Raw genomic sequence first — 18,008 nt, forward strand, 5'->3', positions numbered from 1 at the left:
AAATTAATGTACATCTATACTAACATATTTTATTGTTTAACGCATTAAAGAATTGGATAATTGCTGTAAAATTATTGTGAAGGAGTGAACGATGTGAACGTTACTAAAAATATCGGGATCCTGAATGCATTAATAAGGATTACAATTGGGCTTACAATCCTTTCTTGGAGTACAGCTAAAATGGTGAAGTTTCCTTGGAGAGATTCCTATTTGTTTATGGCAATATGCGGAGCAATGAAGGTGGCAGAAGGCATAGTCCGTTTTTGCCCTGTGACAGCGCTATTTGAAAGATATCAGGAAATGGAACAGGAGAAACCATTGGCACTTGGTGATGGGTCAAACAGCGGAGATGCTGGAGAGGTTGATGAAGTGCTGCCATATAACCCAACTTAAATTTATGTTCTTTTTTCAATAAAAGTTACGGATTATTCCGGAATCGTGCCTTTCTCCTCGACTTTTTGGAGTTTATGGTAACGATTTTCCGCTAATGGTTCCCTTTACCTCGGTTTTTTGAAGTTTAAGGTAACGATTCTCTACTAATCGTGCCCCTTTAATTGCTTTTTAGGAAGCAACGGTAACAATTCGCTGCCAATCAACAAAAAAGTTAGGGCTGACCGTAGTTGGTCAGCCCTTGAAAGGAAGATAATCTATCATGTTTTGGGAATATTTATTAGATATGTCGTTTGTGATTATCAGCTTAATCGGCGGTATTATTGCTCTTTTATTTGTGTTTATCCGCCGCTCTAACAGAAAACGCGCCCGATAGCCTTGAAACCAATATCCTTTCGATAAAAAACTCCATCACAGGATAATTTGTCAAGCTCTCGGTAAACATTATCTTGCGCTTCCTTTAAAGTTAAGGCCTTCGCACCAACTAAGAGAACTCTTCCTCCAGCAGTTTCAAATTCACCTAATTGGTTTTTAACTGTTCCTGCATGGAAGGTGTAGACTCCATTAGAGAAATCAGCTAATCCTTTGAGAACAGCACCTTTTTCATAAGTTTCTGGATATCCTTTGGCTGCAACAACAACTCCAACCATCGACTGTTCATCCCAAACTAACTCTGGAGCACCACCGGCTAAAACATCTAAGATAGTCTGTACCAAATCGGATTTTAACCTTGGTAAAATTACTTGTGTTTCCGGGTCGCCAAAGCGTGCATTAAACTCAATAACCTTTGGACCCTTATCCGAAGCAATTAAACCAGCATAAAGAATCCCACAGAAGCTTCTTCCTTCTTGAACCATTGCTTTTGCCGCAGGCTTAAGGACCGTTTCAATTGCTGTTTCAACTGTCTCATTGGCAATATGAGGAACAGGAGAATATGCACCCATTCCACCTGTATTAGGACCTTGATCACCATCAAAAGCACGTTTATGATCCTGGGCGATTTCCAGTGGTATAACCACTTCCCCATTCACGAATGCCATAAGAGAGAATTCCTCTCCGCTTAGAAACTCTTCAATGACCACCCGTGCTGAAGCTTCACCGAATTTTTGCCCAACGAGCATTTCTTCCGCACTTTGTAATGCTTCTTCCAAAGTTAACGCCACTGTAACGCCTTTTCCAGCTGCTAACCCATCTGCTTTAATAACGATTGGAGCGCCTTTTTCTTCAATATATTGCTTTGCTTCCTCGTAATTGGTGAATACAGCATAGTCAGCTGTAGGAATCTCATATTTCCTCATGATTTCCTTTGCGAACGATTTACTGCCTTCAATTTCAGCTGCCAATTTCTTCGGTCCAAATACGGCAAGACCTTCAGCTTCAAATTTATCTGCTAACCCTTCAAGCAAAGGAACTTCTGGTCCGATAATTGTTAAACCAATTCCTTGTTCTGTCGCGAATTGAATAAGTTGTTCATGGTTACTTTCGTCAATCGCAACACGTTCTGCGACATCTTCCATCCCGTGGTTACCAGGAGCGACAAATACTTTTTCCACAAGTGCACTTTCGCTAACCTTTCGGCACAGTGCATGTTCTCTTCCGCCTCGACCAATGATTAGAACCTTCATCCATTTCACCTCATTTTAATGTTTAAAATGTCTAACTCCGGTAAAGACCATAGCAATTCCATATTCATCTGCTTTTTTAATGGAATCTTCGTCGCGGATGGAACCGCCAGGCTGAATGATTGCCGTAATTCCCGCTTTTGCTGCGGCTTCGACGGTATCATCCATTGGGAAAAAGGCATCAGAAGCGAGTGCTGCACCTTCAGCTTTTTCACCTGCTTGTTTTAAGGCGATTTCAGCCGCACCTACCCGGTTCATTTGACCTGCACCAATTCCAATTGTCATATCCTCTTTCGTCACGACAATTGCATTCGATTTCACATGTTTTACTACCTTCCAGCCAAGCTTTAATGCTTCCCACTCTTGCTCCGATGGCTGTCTCTTTGTTGGTACAGAGATTGTAGCATTTTCTAATGTAAAACGATCTTGTTCCTGCGCAAGCAGTCCGCCTTCGATAGTTGTTAACTTCATCTCTGGCTTTTTTGCACCTGAAAATGGAATCATTAATAAACGTAAGTTCTTTTTCGCTGTTAAAATCGTTAATGCTTCCTCAGAGAACGATGGTGCAATGATGATTTCTAAGAAAATCTCATGAAGCTTGCCAGCTGTCTGTGCATCCACTTCACTATTAAAAGCAATAATTCCGCCAAAAATAGAAACAGGATCTGCCGCAAATGCTTTTTCAAAAGCAACAAAACTATTCTTTCCAGTACCAATTCCGCAAGGATTCATATGCTTAACAGCAACTGCTGCAGGCTCTGTAAATTCCTTCACAATCTGCAATGCCGCGTCTGCATCGTTAATATTATTATAAGAAAGCTCTTTTCCATGAAGCTGCTGCGCATTAGCAATCGAGAACGTAGAACCAAGTGGTTTTTTATAAAAAGAAGCTTTTTGATGTGGATTTTCCCCGTAACGGAGCGATTGCTTTAGCTCATATGTAACGGTTAATTTTTCAGGTGTTTCTTCCTGTGCAAGGTCTGTCATATATTCAGCGATTAATGCGTCATATGCTGCAGTATGGCGGAATACCTTTGCCGCGAGCTTTCTACGTGTTTCTAGCGTCGTTTTACCATCTGCTTTTAATTCCTCAATCACCTTATTGTAGTCAACAGGGTCAACGACCACAGTTACATATTGATGATTTTTTGCTGAGGCACGTAACATCGTTGGACCGCCAATATCAATATTTTCGATCGCGTCCTCTGTTGTTACATCAGGCTTTGCAATGGTTTGTTGAAAAGGATAAAGGTTAACACAAACAATTTGAATAGGGTCAATACTATGTTCTTGAAGCTGCTTTTGGTGTTGTTCGTCATCATGCTTGGCTAGTAAGCCCCCATGAATGAACGGATTTAACGTTTTAACACGTCCTTCTAATATTTCCGGAAAACCAGTAACATCACTCACTCCGAGAACAGGAACACCTTGTTCTTGCAGTGCCTTTTTCGTTCCGCCCGTTGAAATAATTTCAAAACCTAAGCTGACTAATTCTTTAGCAAATTCAAGAATACCATTTTTATCAGAAACACTAATAAGTGCGCGCTTTTTCGTCATGTTGAACTTCCCCTCTCGTTAACAGCATTTGCAGGATAGATGGATAAAGCTTATGTTCGATATTTTGTATTTTCTTTTGCAGACTCTCTCTTGTTTCTTTTTCACTTATACGGACGCGTTCCTGGACAATGATTGGCCCAGTATCCATTCCTTCATCAACGTAGTGGATGGTAACTCCGCTCCATTCCGCTTTTGCAGCCAGTGCTTGACCAATAGCGTCTTTACCAGGAAAAGCTGGAAGAAGCGATGGGTGGATATTAACGATTCGTCCTGCATATTCTCCGAGCAATGTTGGTCCAATCAACCTCATATAACCGGCCAGAACAATAAACTCAACGCCATAACTTGCTAATTTCTCCAAAACTGCACTTTCATAAGCTGCTTTGGAGCTATACTCCTTTGGGCTAAAAGCGAAAGTCGGGATACGAGCGGCATTGGCACGCTCCACCGCAAAGGCTTCTGGCTTGTCACAAACAAGAAGAGCTATATCAGCTTTTAGCTCTCCAGTTTGTACTACATCGATGATCGCTTGAAAATTGCTTCCGTTTCCTGAGGCAAAAACAGCAATCTTTCTCATCGGCGGCCACCGATACTAATACCTTCTTCTGCCGTTACAACACCGATTTCATAGGCAGTTTCTCCGCATTGCTTTAAGTGATCCATTACATCTGCAGCGATATCCTTATCCACTGCAATCACCATGCCGATACCCATATTAAAGATATTATACATTTCCTGTTGGTCAATTTGTCCAACAGTCGTAATTAAATTAAAAATCGGCGGGATGTCCCAGCTTTTTTCTAAGATGGCTGCTCCAAGTCCATCAGGAAGCATCCGTGGGATATTCTCAATAAAACCGCCTCCGGTAATGTGAGCCATCCCTTTTAAGTTGAACTTTTTCAACGCAGATAGAATCGGTTTTACATAGATTTTCGTTGGTTTTAATAATTCTTCGCCTAAGGTGCAGCCAAGCTCGTCAACATATTCTGTTAACGCCCAATTGTTAAACACCTTTCTTACGAGTGAGTAGCCATTGCTGTGGATTCCGCTTGATGCTAATCCGATTAACACATCTCCGGCCTGAATGGTTTCCCCTGTGATCAATTGGCTTTTCTCACAGGCCCCAACCGTAAATCCAGCAAGATCATACTCATTTTCACTATATAATCCAGGCATTTCAGCTGTTTCCCCGCCGATAAGTGCACAGCCTGCCTGCTCACATCCATCAGCTATGCCCTTGACAATCGCTTCAATTTTTTCAGGCTTTGCTTTTCCGGTAGCAATATAGTCTAAAAAGAACAATGGCTCTGCGCCTTGAACAACGATATCGTTGACACACATTGCTACTGCATCAATGCCAATCGTTTCATGCTGATCCATCCAAAAGGCAATCATCAGCTTGGTACCAACACCATCTGTTCCTGATACAAGAACTGGTTCTTTCAAATTCAGTGACGATAGATCAAACATACCACCGAAGCCGCCAAGGCCACCTATTACGCCAGCCCGGGCTGTTTTTTGTACATGCTTTTTCATTCTCTCTACAGCCTCGTAGCCTGCTTCGATGTTTACGCCTGCCTGTGTATAAGCATTCGCCATGATGTTCCCTCCTATTTTTGGTAGTAATATTGGAGTGTATCTGGATAAATCTCAGTTGGATAGTTACCAGTAAAGCAACCAAGGCAAAAACCTTCTGTTCCTTCCGTTTTGACAATCGCTCCTACCATCCCCTCGGTACTTAGGAACGTTAAGGAATCAGCACCAATCAGCTGTCTAATTTCTTCGACTGATTTATCTGAAGCAATTAATTCTTCTTTCGATGATGTATCAATTCCATAAAAACATGGATTCTTTATCGGAGGTGAACTGATGACAACGTGCACTTCTGTGGCACCTGCCTCTTTTAGCAAACTGACGATTCGCCTGCTCGTCGTTCCACGAACAATGGAGTCATCAACCATGACGACACGTTTACCTTCAACAACACCGCGAACAGCAGACAGCTTCATCTTTACCCCTTGTTCACGTAATGATTGAGTTGGCTGAATGAAGGTTCTGCCGACATATTTATTCTTAATTAATCCCATTTCATAGGGAATACCCGAGGCTTCTGCATAGCCAATCGCTGCAGAAATACTAGAATCTGGAACACCAGTAACTACGTCCGCTTCGATTGGTGCTTCTACTGCCAATCTTTTTCCCATATTTTTACGGGCTGTATGAACATTGATTCCTTGAATATTACTATCAGGTCTTGAAAAATAAACATATTCCATCGCACAGATCGACTTTGTCGAGTTGAAAGCGAATTGTTCAGAGGAGATACCATCTTTGTTGATAACTACTAATTCTCCTGGTCTAATATCACGAATAAATTCGGCTCCAATGACATCAAAAGCACAAGTTTCGGAAGCAACCACATAAGCATCTCCTAAACATGCCAACGATAAAGGTCTTAACCCATTGGGATCTAACGCAACCATAAGTTCATTCTCTGTTAGGATTAAATAGGCATATGCTCCTTTTAACATCGAAAGTGCATTCTTCACCTGATCTTTAATATCCGAAAATCCACTTCTTCTAATTAAATGGGCTAAAACTTCTGTATCTGAGCTTGTTTGAAAAATACTGCCTTGTGTTTCGAGCTGATGCTTTAAGTAATTGGCATTGACTAGGTTCCCATTATGAGCAAGGGCAAGACTTCCAGTTTGAGAATGGAACAGCAAGGGCTGGACATTTTCATATCCGCCGCCTCCTGCTGTTGCGTAACGAACATGCCCAACGGCAGAGGTTCCCTTTAACTTTTCCATCACGTCGGCTGTGAAAATCTCAGAAACTAGTCCTTCACCTTTGACAACTCTAAGCTTATCCCCGTCGGATACGACTATACCAGTACCCTCTTGACCACGGTGCTGCAGACTATGAAGCCCATAATAGGTAAGCTGTGCGGAATCTGGGTGTCCCCAGACACCAAAGACTCCACATTCTTCATTTAATCCCTTGATTTCAGCAAGCATGGGATAGCTCCTTTCCAGGCATCCTTCAATTCGTTCACTGAAGCTTCTAAAATCGTTTTATTCTCAGCATTTACTTTTAACTGCGCTGTATCATTTACTTCACCAATCAATTTTGCCGCTACTAAACTTTCAAACTCTGCTTGGTGTTCTTTTTTAACAGTTAGTAGGAAACGGGATTGTGTTTCACTAAATAAAGCAGTAACTGGGTTACCTTCAATCGTAATGGTTGCCCCAAGCTGTTCTTGGCCAAAAAGACTTTCCGCAACCGCAACACCTAGACCACCTTCAGAAAGGTCATGTGCTGATTGAACTACTCCTGCACGAATAGCAGCCAACACCTGGTTCTGTCTTTCTTTTTCTAGTTGAACATCAAGTTCAGGAGCTTTACCAAAAATTCGTCCATTTTGCAGTTTTTGTAACTCACTGCCTCCAAATTCTGGCTTTGTTTCTCCGACTAAGTAAATAAGGTCTCCACTAGTCTTAAAGTTTTGAGTCGTAATATGATCAAGGTCAGTGACTAAGCCAACCATTCCAATTACTGGTGTTGGGTAAATCGCTGTTCCGCTTGTTTCGTTATATAAAGAGACGTTTCCGCCAATAACTGGAGTATTAAGAACGCGGCAGGCCTCGCTGATTCCATCTGCTGCTTTTTCAATCTGCCAGAACACTTCTGGCTTTTCTGGATTTCCAAAGTTGAGGTTATCCGTAATTGCTAATGGCTCTCCACCCGAACAAACAATATTACGTGCCGCTTCAGCAACCGCAATAGCACCGCCAACTTCAGGGTCTAAAAACACATAGCGTGAGTTACAATCAGTCGTCATTGCCAATGCCTTACGGGTTCCGCGGATTCTGACAACAGATGCGTCTGATCCGGGTGCAACGACTGTATTCGTACGAACCATATGATCGTATTGATTATAAACCCATTCCTTGCTTGCAACTGTAGGCTGGCTAAGAATTTGTTTCAATGTTTCATTCAAATCTTCAACCTGTGGGACTTCCAATTCCAGTGCTTGAAATTCCTGATAGTAAATTGGTTCTTTTGATGGCTTATGATAAACTGGTGCGTCCTCAGCTAACGCATCTACTGGCACATCTGCAACGATTTCTCCATGTTGCAGCAAACGTAGTTTTTTATCATCTGTTACTGTACCGATCGCTACTGCTTCAAGATCGTATTTTGTGAATAGATCTTTGATTTCCTGTTCTCTTCCCTTTGTAACAACAATCAGCATACGCTCTTGTGATTCAGAAAGCATCATTTCATATGCAGTCATACCTGTTTCTCGCTGTGGAACGAGGTCTAAGTTCATTTCAATACCCATTCCAGCTTTACTTGCCATTTCCGCTGAAGAACTTGTTAATCCCGCAGCACCCATATCCTGAATGCCGACAAGGGCATCTGATTGAATCAACTCAAGGCAGGCTTCTAGTAAAAGCTTTTCCATGAATGGGTCGCCCACTTGAACCGCCGGGCGGTTTTCATCTGACTGATCTGTTAATTCTTCAGAAGCAAACGTTGCTCCATGAATTCCGTCACGGCCTGTTTTCGCTCCAACATACATCACTGTATTGCCGACACCTTGTGCAAGACCTTTTTTAATATCTTTATGATCGATTAAACCAACACACATCGCATTCACTAAAGGGTTGCCTTCATAACATGGTTCAAATTGAATTTCGCCGCCAACCGTCGGGATTCCGATGCAGTTACCGTACCCTGCAATACCTGCTACAACTTCTTTGAATAGGTAGCGTACTCTTGCAGATTCATCAAGTTCTCCGAAACGAAGTGAGTTTAATAGTGCGATTGGACGTGCACCCATTGAAAAAATATCACGGATAATCCCGCCAACACCTGTAGCCGCCCCTTGATATGGCTCGATGGCTGATGGGTGGTTATGGCTTTCGATTTTAAACACAACCGCTTGATTATCACCGATATCGACAATTCCGGCACCTTCCCCAGGTCCCTGAAGAACACGCTCGCCTGTCGTTGGGAATTTTCTTAGGACTGGTTTAGAGTTTTTATAACTGCAATGCTCAGACCACATAACCGAGAAAAGGCCTGTTTCAGTGTAGTTCGGTGTCCGGCCAAGAATGTTTTCAACCTGGGTGAATTCTTCATCGGATAAGCCCATTTGCTGATAAAGTTTTTCTGACTTCACTTGATCTGGTCTTGGTTCATGCTTTAACAACATTTGCTTCCCTCCAGCTTCTTACAATCGATTGAAATAATTTAAGTCCATCTGCGCCGCCTAATAACTCATCAACGGCTCTTTCAGGGTGTGGCATCATTCCAAGGACATTTCCTTTTTCATTGATAATGCCGGCTATATCTTCTAAGCTTCCGTTCGGGTTATCTTGGTAAGTAAAAACGATTTGGTTATTTTCTTTGAGCTTAGCAAGAATTTCTTCATCACAATAGTAGTTTCCTTCCCCATGAGCTACAGGGATTGAAATGGTTTCACCTTGCGTGTACGCAGCAGAAAACATCGTCTGATTGTTCACTACCTTTAATTCAACCGGTTTACAGATAAATGATAGACTTTCATTTCGTCTCATGGCCCCAGGCAGTAATCCTGCTTCCAATAAAATCTGGAATCCGTTGCAGACACCTAGAATCGGTTTCCCTGCTTCTGCTGCTTTTACGACTGCTTGCATGACCTTACTAAAACGCGCAATCGCTCCTGTACGTAAATAATCACCGTATGAAAATCCGCCAGGAAGCAAGATCCCATCAAACTCATCTAAGCTCTCAGTGTCATGCCATACATATTCAACCTGTTCACCAAGTTCATCCTTAATTGCATGGTACATATCTACGTCACAGTTAGACCCTGGAAAAACGATGACTGCAAACTTCACTGAGGAACACACTCCTCTACTTCATAACGGTAGTCTTCAATGACTGTATTTGCTAATAGCTTGCTGCAAATCTCATTGATCACTTCATCAAGGTCGCGCTCTGATTTTTCGATTGTTAGTTCCATATATTTACCGATTCGTACATCGGATACTTCCGGATAATTTAATGAATGTAATGAATGTGTTACTGCCTTACCTTGTGGATCTAGTACACTTTCTCTTAACGTGACATATACCTTTACCTTAAACATGCTGTTTTCCCCCTAATCGAGCTAAAATGGTTTCATACGCTTCTGTTAAACTACCAAGGTCGCGACGGAATACATCCTTATCGAGCTTTTCATTCGTCTTTTTGTCCCAAAGTCTGCAAGTGTCTGGTGAAATTTCATCTGCTAAAAGAATGCTGCCTTCAGCGTCTTTACCAAACTCAAGTTTAAAGTCTATAAGATTAATTCCTAATTCGTTAAAAAAGCTTGATAAAACTGTATTAATTTTTAGTGCCTTCTCTTTTAGTACGGTTAGTTCCTCTTTTGTTGCTATGTTCAATTCGTAAATATGATCAGTGGTTAGTAATGGGTCGCCAAGGTCATCATTTTTTAAATAAAACTCAACGAGCGGCTTTGTTAATTCTTTACCTTCTTCGATTCCTAATCTTTTTGAAAGACTTCCAGCAGCGATATTGCGAACGACAACTTCTAAAGGAATAATTGTAACTCTTTTCACCAGCTGCTCTATTTCTGAAATTCTTTCAATGAAATGCGACTCAATTCCCTGTTCCTTAAGCTTTAAAAATAGCAAACTAGTAATTTCGTTATTTAAACGCCCTTTACCAGTTATATCTGCCTTCTTTTGTCCGTTGAAGGCCGTAGCCGAATCCTTATACTCAATTAAAACCGTCTGTTCGTCATCTGTTTTAAAAATTCGCTTTGCTTTTCCTTCATATAAAAGCTCTCTCATAAAGAACGCCTCCTGAATTGCCAATATTGGGAATCTTTTTGATAAGTAAGGGGTGCTCGTGCACCCCATCTATTTTTTTAGTCGTTCAACCCTAATCGTTCAAAAATCGTATTCACATGCTGAAGGTGATAGTTGTAATCGAAGCAGTCAGCAATTTCTTCAGCTGAAAGCAGGCTCGTAATCTTCGATTCGCCTTCAACCAAGCTGCGGAATGGCACTTGATTTTCCCATGATTCCGCTGTTTTGGGTTGAACCGTATCATACGCCTCTTCACGTGATAAACCTTTGTCAATCAACGCTAGGAGTACTCTTTGTGAATAAATCAACCCAAGTGTACGATCCATGTTACGTTTCATGTTTTCTGGATACACAGTTAGGTTTTTAATGATGTTGCCGAAACGATTTAACATGTAGTTCAAGGCAATCGTTGCATCTGGTAAAATGATTCGCTCTGCAGATGAGTGTGAAATATCCCGCTCATGCCATAATGGAACATTTTCATAGGCTGTCATCATATAGCCGCGAATCACACGCGCCAAACCAGTCATATTTTCAGAACCAATTGGGTTTCGTTTATGAGGCATTGCGGATGATCCTTTTTGTCCTTTTGCAAAAAACTCTTCAACTTCACGCGTTTCACTTTTTTGTAATCCACGAACTTCAACCGCAAACTTTTCAATCGAAGTCGCAATTAAAGCGATCGTTGACATATAGTGTGCGTGACGGTCGCGCTGCAAGGTTTGAGTTGAGATTGGTGCCGGCTGTGTACCCAGTTTTTCACACACATATTGTTCAACAAACGGGTTGATATTAGCGTACGTTCCAACTGCACCGGAAATTTTACCAAACTCAACGCCAGCAGCTGCATGATTAAAACGTTCCAAGTTACGTTTCATTTCTTCGTACCAAAGAGCAAGCTTTAATCCAAAAGTAGTCGGTTCAGCGTGTACACCATGTGTCCGACCCATCATGACGGTAAATTTATGTTCAATCGCTTTATTCTTTAGGATTTCGATAAAGTTTTCAAGGTCCTTCCGGATAATAGTATTGGCTTGCTTTAATAAGTAAGAACTTGCAGTATCAACTACATCCGTTGAAGTTAGACCGTAATGTACCCACTTGCGCTCTTCCCCTAGTGTCTCGGATACAGCACGAGTAAAGGCAACAACATCATGTCTTGTTTCCTCTTCAATTTCTTTAATCCGATCAATATTAAAGGATGCATTTTCACGAAGCTTCTTTACGTCCTCTTTCGGAATTTCACCTAACTCTGCCCATGCTTCACATGCAAGTATTTCAACCTCTAGCCATGCTTTAAAGCGGTTTTCCTCTGTCCATATCGCACCCATTTCAGGTCGTGTATAACGATCAATCATCTTTTGGCCTCCAGACTTTTTTCTTCCCAAATCAAACTTTTCTCAACTTCTTCAAGGACAGTTTCAACAGAATCACACAGAATTGTTACATGCCCCATTTTTCTTTTAAATTTTGCTTCTTTTTTACCGTAAAGATGAACTTTCCAATCATTTACTTTTGTTAGACTATCTAACACGTTTTGAACATGCTCTCCTAATATATTAACCATGACCGCAGGCTTTAATAGCTCTGTCTTTCCAAGAGGCAGGTTACACACAGCCCTGATGTGAGAATCGAATTGTGATGTTTCACATGCTTCAATCGTATAATGCCCTGAGTTATGCGGTCTAGGAGCGAGTTCATTTATGTATATCATATCCCCCGCTGATAAAAACATTTCAACCGCTAGTGTACCTACTAACTCAAGAGCATTAGCAAGTTGTATCGCTGATTGAATAGCCTTATCCTCCGCTAGTTTACTAATCCGTGCTGGAGCAATCGTTTGGTGAAGAATATTATCTTGATGAATGTTTTCTCCAACCGGAAATACTGCTGTTTCACCATTTGAATTTCTTGTGATAATGACGGAAATTTCTTTCGTAAAAGAAATCCATTTTTCTAGAATACATTGTCCGTTATCAAGAAGCACCACGGCTTTTTCAATATCCTGATGACTTTTAAGAACAACTTGCCCTTTACCGTCATAGCCGCCTCGTGCTGTTTTCAATACAACTGGATAACCAAGTCGTTCACAATGTTCATGAAGATCATTCACCGAATTGATCACGGCATATGGTGCCACCTGGACACCTGCGTTTGCAATAGCCGCTTTTTCTTTCACTCGGTCCTGAGTAACTTCAAGTAAACTCTTACCCTGTGGGACATATGCGTGATTGCAAAGCCATTCAAGCGCTGCAGCGTCAATATTTTCAAATTCATAGGTAATAACATCACTTACTTCAGCTAGTTCCCTTATCGCCTCTAAATCATCATAGTCCCCAATTACCTTATAATCTGCCACTTGCCCACAAGGAGAATCTTCAACAGGGTCTAATACAGCAATTCGGTAACCCATTGCTCTTGCTGAAAGTGCCATCATTCTGCCCAGCTGACCGCCGCCAATTATTCCTATTGTCTGACCCGGTAAAATAGTTTTATTAGACAAGCTGATCACTACTTTCTATTACCGTCTTTTTGGACTCCAAGCGAACTTGTTCTAGTCTTTCTTGTATTTTTGAATCATTAATCGATACAATTTGTGCTGCCAGTAATCCAGCATTTGTTGCCCCTGCCTTACCAATCGCAACTGTTGCCACTGGTACCCCTGCAGGCATTTGTACAATCGATAATAGAGAATCCATTCCATTCAATGCCTTCGATTGAACAGGAACCCCAATTACAGGCAATGTCGTCTTTGCTGCCACCATACCTGGCAGATGAGCTGCACCGCCTGCACCTGCGATGATTACCTGAATTCCTCTGACTCTAGCATTCTCAGCAAATTCAAACATCAAATCAGGAGTACGGTGTGCTGAAACCACCTTTTTCTCATATGGAACCTCTAATTGGTCTAGGATTTCACAGGTATGCTTCATCGTTTCCCAATCAGATTTGCTCCCCATTATTACCGCAACTATCGGATTCATGTTCTCTCCCCTTTGTCTAGCGCAAGCAGCAAGGAAAAATTGTACTGCATTTTTCCTAGGCGCTTCCGCTTTTCTTACTTTACCAATATAAAAAGCCCAAAACAGATACTTCCCCAATTTCAAGAAATGAGAGAAAGCAGTCTGTCCGGGCTGTTATCGGCACAGTAAATGACCATGAAACGAGTATCGTTTCAGGCATTTCCACTTCCCCTCATAGTCCAATCATTTACGGTAATTGGGTAGATACTTACGGGCCATATTCCCATTATTATACGAGGGTGTTACGTTATATATTTTTTTGACACCTTTATATTACAATTTTAGGGGCAAATGGTCAATAAAAACGAACGATTTTATTTTAATAAAATCTATTGTTCGTTTTTACTCCGCGCGGATGGCTTCAAATACAATCTGCCTTCCGACCGGTTCATAGGTAGTAACATTTCCATTAACTACCTCCTGAAAAATTGGTTTTTCCGTACGGCGAACCGGCATATACCCTTGTTTTTTCATCCGCTCTAAGCATGAGTCAATACTTTCATTTTCTTGTACTTCAAATTGCATTTTCTTTTTACTCATGAAAACAACTTCCCTCTTTTCACAGATTTTACCCAAAACCCTCCATGAATAGCCTTAGGTTCATAGGAGATGATGAATGCTTTTGGGTCCAAACTTTTTATCGTCTCATATAATTTGAGTTCAAACTTTCTTGGTGTCAAAATTTGAAGTGCCATTCGATCTCCCTCGAGCCCATGAGCAGCCCAATCGGTAACCCCGAATCCCTTCTCTCTTAACACTTTAGGTAAGTTTTTATCATATTCCTTTGTAATTACATTTACGGTAATATAGCCTAAAGCCAGCTTTTCTTCAATTTTCATCCCTACAATGACACCGATCCCATATCCTACGGCGTAGGCAATTAAGTTTTGAACTTCATTTAAGTTGTTTAAAACAAGACCAAGACCTAAAACATAGATAACGACTTCTATCATGCTCAAGAAAGCCGCCAAATACCGCTGGCCTTTTAACGTTAAAATCATTCTTATCGTAAAAAATGAAACATAAACAATGTTGATAATTAGGATAATCACAACCATCATAAAACTATTCTCTAACATCTATGCCCCTCCTTTTCATATCTTAGCCAAGATAAAAAGTTGTATTTTGTTAGTTTAACCTTCTTTAAGAAATTTTTCATTACATTTGAAAAAGACCTGCCATTTGACAGGTCTAACGCTAGTATTATTTTACTAAAAAATTTATTTTTCTTCAGTTAACTTATTAGTCAGTGCACCTAATTTTTCAACTTCAACGGTTACCACATCACCAGCTTTCAAGTAAACTCGTTTTTCCAATGGGTAGCCCATAATAACACCCTCTGGAGTGCCAGTTAGAATGACATCACCAGGTGTAAGAGTCATGTGCTGCGAAATATAGCTGACAATTTCTTCTACATTAAAAATCATATCAGATGTATTCGAATCTTGACGTTTCTCTCCATTCACATACGTTTTTAATATTAAATTGTTAGGATCACCTACTTCGTCGGCTGTGACAAGATACGGACCTATCGGACTGAAGTCGTCACATGTTTTTCCAAGTAACCATTGGTGTGTTCTTTTCTGCAGGTCACGTGCTGATAAATCATTAGCTGTACAATAGCCAAATACATAATCTAAAGCATCTTCCTTATTTACATACTTTGCTTCCTTCCCAATTACAACCGCTAATTCAACCTCATAATCCAGCCTTTGGGTCACTTTTGGCACTGCTATCTCACATTTATGTCCGGTTAATGAATTATTAAATTTACTAAATAATATAGGTACTTCTGGATATGGAGACTTTGTTTCATCCGCATGTTTGCGGTAATTTAAACCTACACAAATAATCTTGTTTGGCTGCGTGACACATGGTCCCCACTTAACTTCATCTTCATTTATAGTGTAATTTGTTTTACTTTCAGTTGGCAGGTTTGCTATATAGTCTTGGAGTACAGAAATGACCTCATGACCACCCGCTATTACATCCATGATATTTGTATGTATCTGTTTATTAGGAACCTCTTTTAATACCTCTTCAAGGTCAATTAAGCCATTTTCAATCTTCACACCTAACACGTGCTTACCTTCTTTTTTAATGGTTACTAGTTTCATTGAATCATTTTCCTCCTGATGATTAAGGTTAGTAACAACTGATTTCTCTATTCCAACCTATTTATCCTTCTTTTACCTTTAATTAGAGAGTATTTTAATTGGTATTATGGAAGGACCCATTAGGAAGTGATAGATCAGGTGCAATGATCAATAAAAGGGTTTTTGATTCCCTCTTCTCTTGAAAAATTGAGTTTATGGAAATCAAAAGCGAGCTTTGTTTCCCTTGATTTATGGGAAGTCCGGGTTATGGGAATCAAAACAGGTCTTTGGTTACCTCCTATGATAAAAATCCTTAGATGAGGGAATCAAAATGTAGTTATAATACCTTTTCCATAAAAAAGGGCATTTCAAGGATTATTTGTTACCGACTTTTCTAAAAGTGTCGCCCTATGGGCACGAATAGCAGCTATTCGTTACCCTTTTCTCTAAAAGTGTCGCCTCACGGTCACGATTCTCCATTTACCATACTATCTTTCCTAATTTGTCCTTTTGGACAACACAAAAAAACACAACCCTTATCAGGTTGTGTTTCGTTTTGCCTGGCAACGTCCTACTCTCACAGGGACAAAGTCCCAACTACCATCGGCGCTGAGAAGCTTAACTTCCGTGTTCGGTATGGGAACGGGTGTGACCTTCTCGCCTTAATTACCAGACTATTTTGTTGAGGTATCATTCCCTCAAAACTAGATAATCAGAAGAAGTTTGTAAAACGAGTTCACCTTTAAAAATTGGTTAAGTCCTCGAACGATTAGTATCAGTCAGCTCCACATGTTACCACGCTTCCACCTCTGACCTATCAACCTGATCATCTTTCAGGGTTCTTACTAGCTTGACGCTATGGGAAATCTCATCTTGAGGGGGGCTTCATGCTTAGATGCTTTCAGCACTTATCCCGTCCGCACATAGCTACCCAGCGATGCCTTTGGCAAGACAACTGGTACACCAGCGGTGCGTCCATCCCGGTCCTCTCGTACTAAGGACAGCTCCTCTCAAATTTCCTGCGCCCACGACGGATAGGGACCGAACTGTCTCACGACGTTCTGAACCCAGCTCGCGTACCGCTTTAATGGGCGAACAGCCCAACCCTTGGGACCGACTACAGCCCCAGGATGCGATGAGCCGACATCGAGGTGCCAAACCTCCCCGTCGATGTGGACTCTTGGGGGAGATAAGCCTGTTATCCCCGGGGTAGCTTTTATCCGTTGAGCGATGGCCCTTCCATGCGGAACCACCGGATCACTAAGCCCGACTTTCGTCCCTGCTCGACTTGTAGGTCTCGCAGTCAAGCTCCCTTGTGCCTTTACACTCTGCGAATGATTTCCAACCATTCTGAGGGAACCTTTGGGCGCCTCCGTTACTCTTTAGGAGGCGACCGCCCCAGTCAAACTGCCCACCTGACACTGTCTCCCACCCCGATAAGGGGTGCGGGTTAGAATTTCAATACAGCCAGGGTAGTATCCCACCGACGCCTCCACCGAAGCTAGCGCTCCGGTTTCTCAGGCTCCTACCTATCCTGTACAAGCTGTACCAAAATTCAATATCAGGCTACAGTAAAGCTCCACGGGGTCTTTCCGTCCTGTCGCGGGTAACCTGCATCTTCACAGGTACTATAATTTCACCGAGTCTCTCGTTGAGACAGTGCCCAGATCGTTACGCCTTTCGTGCGGGTCGGAACTTACCCGACAAGGAATTTCGCTACCTTAGGACCGTTATAGTTACGGCCGCCGTTTACTGGGGCTTCGATTCAGAGCTTCGCTTGCGCTAACCCCTCCTCTTAACCTTCCAGCACCGGGCAGGCGTCAGCCCCTATACTTCGCCTTGCGGCTTCGCAGAGACCTGTGTTTTTGCTAAACAGTCGCCTGGGCCTATTCACTGCGGCTCTTCGAGGCTATTCACCTCAAAAAGCACCCCTTCTCCCGAAGTTACGGGGTCATTTTGCCGAGTTCCTTAACGAGAGTTCTCTCGCACACCTTAGGATTCTCTCCTCGCCTACCTGTGTCGGTTTGCGGTACGGGCACCTTTTATCTCGCTAGAGGCTTTTCTTGGCAGTGTGGAATCAGGAACTTCGGTACTATATTTCCCTCGCCATCACAGCTCAGCCTTCACGGTAAGCGGATTTTCCTACTTACCAGCCTAACTGCTTGGACGCGCATATCCAACAGCGCGCTTACCCTATCCTCCTGCGTCCCCCCATCACTCAAACGATAAAGAGGTGGTACAGGAATATCAACCTGTTGTCCATCGCCTACGCCTTTCGGCCTCGGCTTAGGTCCCGACTAACCCTGAGAGGACGAGCCTTCCTCAGGAAACCTTAGGCATACGGTGGACGGGATTCTCACCCGTCTTTCGCTACTCATACCGGCATTCTCACTTCTAAGCGCTCCACCAGTCCTTACGGTCTAGCTTCAACGCCCTTAGAACGCTCTCCTACCACTG

At 42.0% G+C, this 18,008-nt stretch carries 17 protein-coding genes, 2 rRNA genes and 1 riboswitch (1 of these 20 cut by a window edge); of the genes, 2 read left to right on the top strand and 17 right to left on the bottom strand.

What is annotated here, in order from left to right:
* The first annotated feature begins 93 nt into the window (after window positions 1-93).
* Both ABC255_RS28155 and ABC255_RS28160 read left to right on the top strand, forming a co-directional pair.
* Complete coding sequence (locus tag ABC255_RS28155; RefSeq protein ID WP_412998412.1) at window positions 94-393, top strand: YgaP family membrane protein; 300 nt, start codon at window positions 94-96, stop codon at window positions 391-393.
* 259 nt (window positions 394-652) lie between these two features.
* Entirely contained in the window at window positions 653-766 is a 114-nt protein-coding gene (locus tag ABC255_RS28160; RefSeq protein ID WP_412998413.1) for an EYxxD motif small membrane protein, read from the top strand.
* Here ABC255_RS28160 and purD read toward each other — a convergent pair.
* The 17 genes from purD to ABC255_RS28245 all read right to left on the bottom strand — a co-directional run.
* On the bottom strand, window positions 744-2,015 hold the full coding sequence (gene purD / locus ABC255_RS28165; RefSeq protein ID WP_412998414.1) for a phosphoribosylamine--glycine ligase: 1,272 nt from the start codon (window positions 2,013-2,015) through the stop codon (window positions 744-746). The genes ABC255_RS28160 and purD overlap by 23 nt on opposite strands.
* Before the next feature lie 15 nt (window positions 2,016-2,030).
* A complete protein-coding gene (gene purH / locus ABC255_RS28170; protein WP_412998415.1) occupies window positions 2,031-3,569 on the bottom strand; it encodes a bifunctional phosphoribosylaminoimidazolecarboxamide formyltransferase/IMP cyclohydrolase in 1,539 nt (512 codons plus the stop codon).
* Window positions 3,544-4,146 (bottom strand): phosphoribosylglycinamide formyltransferase, encoded by a 603-nt coding sequence (purN, locus tag ABC255_RS28175; RefSeq protein WP_412998416.1) that lies wholly within the window; start codon window positions 4,144-4,146, stop codon window positions 3,544-3,546. The genes purH and purN overlap by 26 nt, the downstream gene beginning before the upstream one ends.
* Window positions 4,143-5,168 carry a phosphoribosylformylglycinamidine cyclo-ligase gene (gene purM, locus ABC255_RS28180; protein WP_412998417.1) on the bottom strand — a complete coding sequence of 342 codons (1,026 nt, stop codon included), beginning with the start codon at window positions 5,166-5,168 and terminating at the stop codon, window positions 4,143-4,145. The genes purN and purM overlap by 4 nt, the downstream gene beginning before the upstream one ends.
* A gap of 11 nt (window positions 5,169-5,179) precedes the next feature.
* Window positions 5,180-6,586 (bottom strand): amidophosphoribosyltransferase, encoded by a 1,407-nt coding sequence (gene purF, locus ABC255_RS28185; protein ID WP_412998418.1) that lies wholly within the window; start codon window positions 6,584-6,586, stop codon window positions 5,180-5,182.
* Window positions 6,562-8,790, bottom strand: coding sequence for a phosphoribosylformylglycinamidine synthase subunit PurL (gene purL, locus ABC255_RS28190; RefSeq protein ID WP_412998419.1), 2,229 nt, complete (start codon window positions 8,788-8,790; stop codon window positions 6,562-6,564). The genes purF and purL overlap by 25 nt, the downstream gene beginning before the upstream one ends.
* Window positions 8,774-9,457: a phosphoribosylformylglycinamidine synthase subunit PurQ gene (gene purQ, locus ABC255_RS28195; RefSeq protein WP_412998420.1), complete on the bottom strand. Its 684-nt coding sequence runs from the start codon at window positions 9,455-9,457 to the stop codon at window positions 8,774-8,776. The genes purL and purQ overlap by 17 nt, the downstream gene beginning before the upstream one ends.
* Complete coding sequence (purS, locus tag ABC255_RS28200) at window positions 9,454-9,708, bottom strand: phosphoribosylformylglycinamidine synthase subunit PurS (RefSeq protein ID WP_063254695.1); 255 nt, start codon at window positions 9,706-9,708, stop codon at window positions 9,454-9,456. Before purS ends, purQ begins: the two co-directional genes overlap by 4 nt.
* A complete protein-coding gene (gene purC / locus ABC255_RS28205; protein WP_412998421.1) occupies window positions 9,701-10,414 on the bottom strand; it encodes a phosphoribosylaminoimidazolesuccinocarboxamide synthase in 714 nt (237 codons plus the stop codon). Before purC ends, purS begins: the two co-directional genes overlap by 8 nt.
* Window positions 10,415-10,491: 77 nt before the next feature.
* Window positions 10,492-11,790 carry an adenylosuccinate lyase gene (gene purB, locus ABC255_RS28210; RefSeq protein ID WP_412998422.1) on the bottom strand — a complete coding sequence of 433 codons (1,299 nt, stop codon included), beginning with the start codon at window positions 11,788-11,790 and terminating at the stop codon, window positions 10,492-10,494.
* Window positions 11,787-12,935, bottom strand: a complete 1,149-nt coding sequence (gene purK / locus ABC255_RS28215; RefSeq protein WP_412998423.1) for a 5-(carboxyamino)imidazole ribonucleotide synthase — start codon at window positions 12,933-12,935, stop codon at window positions 11,787-11,789. The genes purB and purK overlap by 4 nt, the downstream gene beginning before the upstream one ends.
* Window positions 12,928-13,416, bottom strand: coding sequence for a 5-(carboxyamino)imidazole ribonucleotide mutase (gene purE, locus ABC255_RS28220; protein WP_412998424.1), 489 nt, complete (start codon window positions 13,414-13,416; stop codon window positions 12,928-12,930). Before purE ends, purK begins: the two co-directional genes overlap by 8 nt.
* Window positions 13,417-13,610: 194 nt before the next feature.
* Window positions 13,611-13,712, bottom strand: a riboswitch (purine riboswitch).
* Window positions 13,713-13,797: 85 nt separating this feature from the next.
* The gene (locus ABC255_RS28225) at window positions 13,798-13,995 is read right to left on the bottom strand and encodes an NETI motif-containing protein (protein WP_412998425.1); all 198 of its coding nucleotides are present in this window, start codon (window positions 13,993-13,995) and stop codon (window positions 13,798-13,800) included.
* Window positions 13,992-14,534, bottom strand: a complete 543-nt coding sequence (locus ABC255_RS28230; RefSeq protein WP_412998426.1) for a DUF2179 domain-containing protein — start codon at window positions 14,532-14,534, stop codon at window positions 13,992-13,994. Before ABC255_RS28230 ends, ABC255_RS28225 begins: the two co-directional genes overlap by 4 nt.
* A 141-nt stretch (window positions 14,535-14,675) precedes the next feature.
* Complete coding sequence (locus ABC255_RS28235) at window positions 14,676-15,572, bottom strand: fumarylacetoacetate hydrolase family protein (RefSeq protein WP_412998427.1); 897 nt, start codon at window positions 15,570-15,572, stop codon at window positions 14,676-14,678.
* A gap of 537 nt (window positions 15,573-16,109) precedes the next feature.
* A 5S ribosomal RNA gene (gene rrf / locus ABC255_RS28240) occupies window positions 16,110-16,225 on the bottom strand.
* 75 nt (window positions 16,226-16,300) lie between these two features.
* A 23S ribosomal RNA gene (locus ABC255_RS28245) occupies window positions 16,301-18,008 on the bottom strand (it continues 1,229 nt past the right edge of the window).

This window comes from Neobacillus canaveralius (genome assembly GCF_047237705.1).
In the GTDB taxonomy this organism is placed as follows: Bacteria; Bacillota; Bacilli; order Bacillales; family Cytobacillaceae; genus Neobacillus; species Neobacillus niacini_K.

Coding starts and splice junctions, on each gene's coding strand:
- ABC255_RS28160 (WP_412998413.1), top strand. CDS start 653: ATGTTTTGGGAATATTTATTAGATATGTCGTTTGTGATTATCAGCTTA.
- purD (WP_412998414.1), bottom strand. CDS start 2,015: ATGAAGGTTCTAATCATTGGTCGAGGCGGAAGAGAACATGCACTGTGC.
- purH (WP_412998415.1), bottom strand. CDS start 3,569: ATGACGAAAAAGCGCGCACTTATTAGTGTTTCTGATAAAAATGGTATT.
- purN (WP_412998416.1), bottom strand. CDS start 4,146: ATGAGAAAGATTGCTGTTTTTGCCTCAGGAAACGGAAGCAATTTTCAA.
- purM (WP_412998417.1), bottom strand. CDS start 5,168: ATGGCGAATGCTTATACACAGGCAGGCGTAAACATCGAAGCAGGCTAC.
- purF (WP_412998418.1), bottom strand. CDS start 6,586: ATGCTTGCTGAAATCAAGGGATTAAATGAAGAATGTGGAGTCTTTGGT.
- purL (WP_412998419.1), bottom strand. CDS start 8,790: ATGTTGTTAAAGCATGAACCAAGACCAGATCAAGTGAAGTCAGAAAAA.
- purS (WP_063254695.1), bottom strand. CDS start 9,708: ATGTTTAAGGTAAAGGTATATGTCACGTTAAGAGAAAGTGTACTAGAT.
- purC (WP_412998421.1), bottom strand. CDS start 10,414: ATGAGAGAGCTTTTATATGAAGGAAAAGCAAAGCGAATTTTTAAAACA.
- purB (WP_412998422.1), bottom strand. CDS start 11,790: ATGATTGATCGTTATACACGACCTGAAATGGGTGCGATATGGACAGAG.
- purE (WP_412998424.1), bottom strand. CDS start 13,416: ATGAATCCGATAGTTGCGGTAATAATGGGGAGCAAATCTGATTGGGAA.
- ABC255_RS28225 (WP_412998425.1), bottom strand. CDS start 13,995: ATGAGTAAAAAGAAAATGCAATTTGAAGTACAAGAAAATGAAAGTATT.
- ABC255_RS28230 (WP_412998426.1), bottom strand. CDS start 14,534: ATGTTAGAGAATAGTTTTATGATGGTTGTGATTATCCTAATTATCAAC.
- ABC255_RS28235 (WP_412998427.1), bottom strand. CDS start 15,572: ATGAAACTAGTAACCATTAAAAAAGAAGGTAAGCACGTGTTAGGTGTG.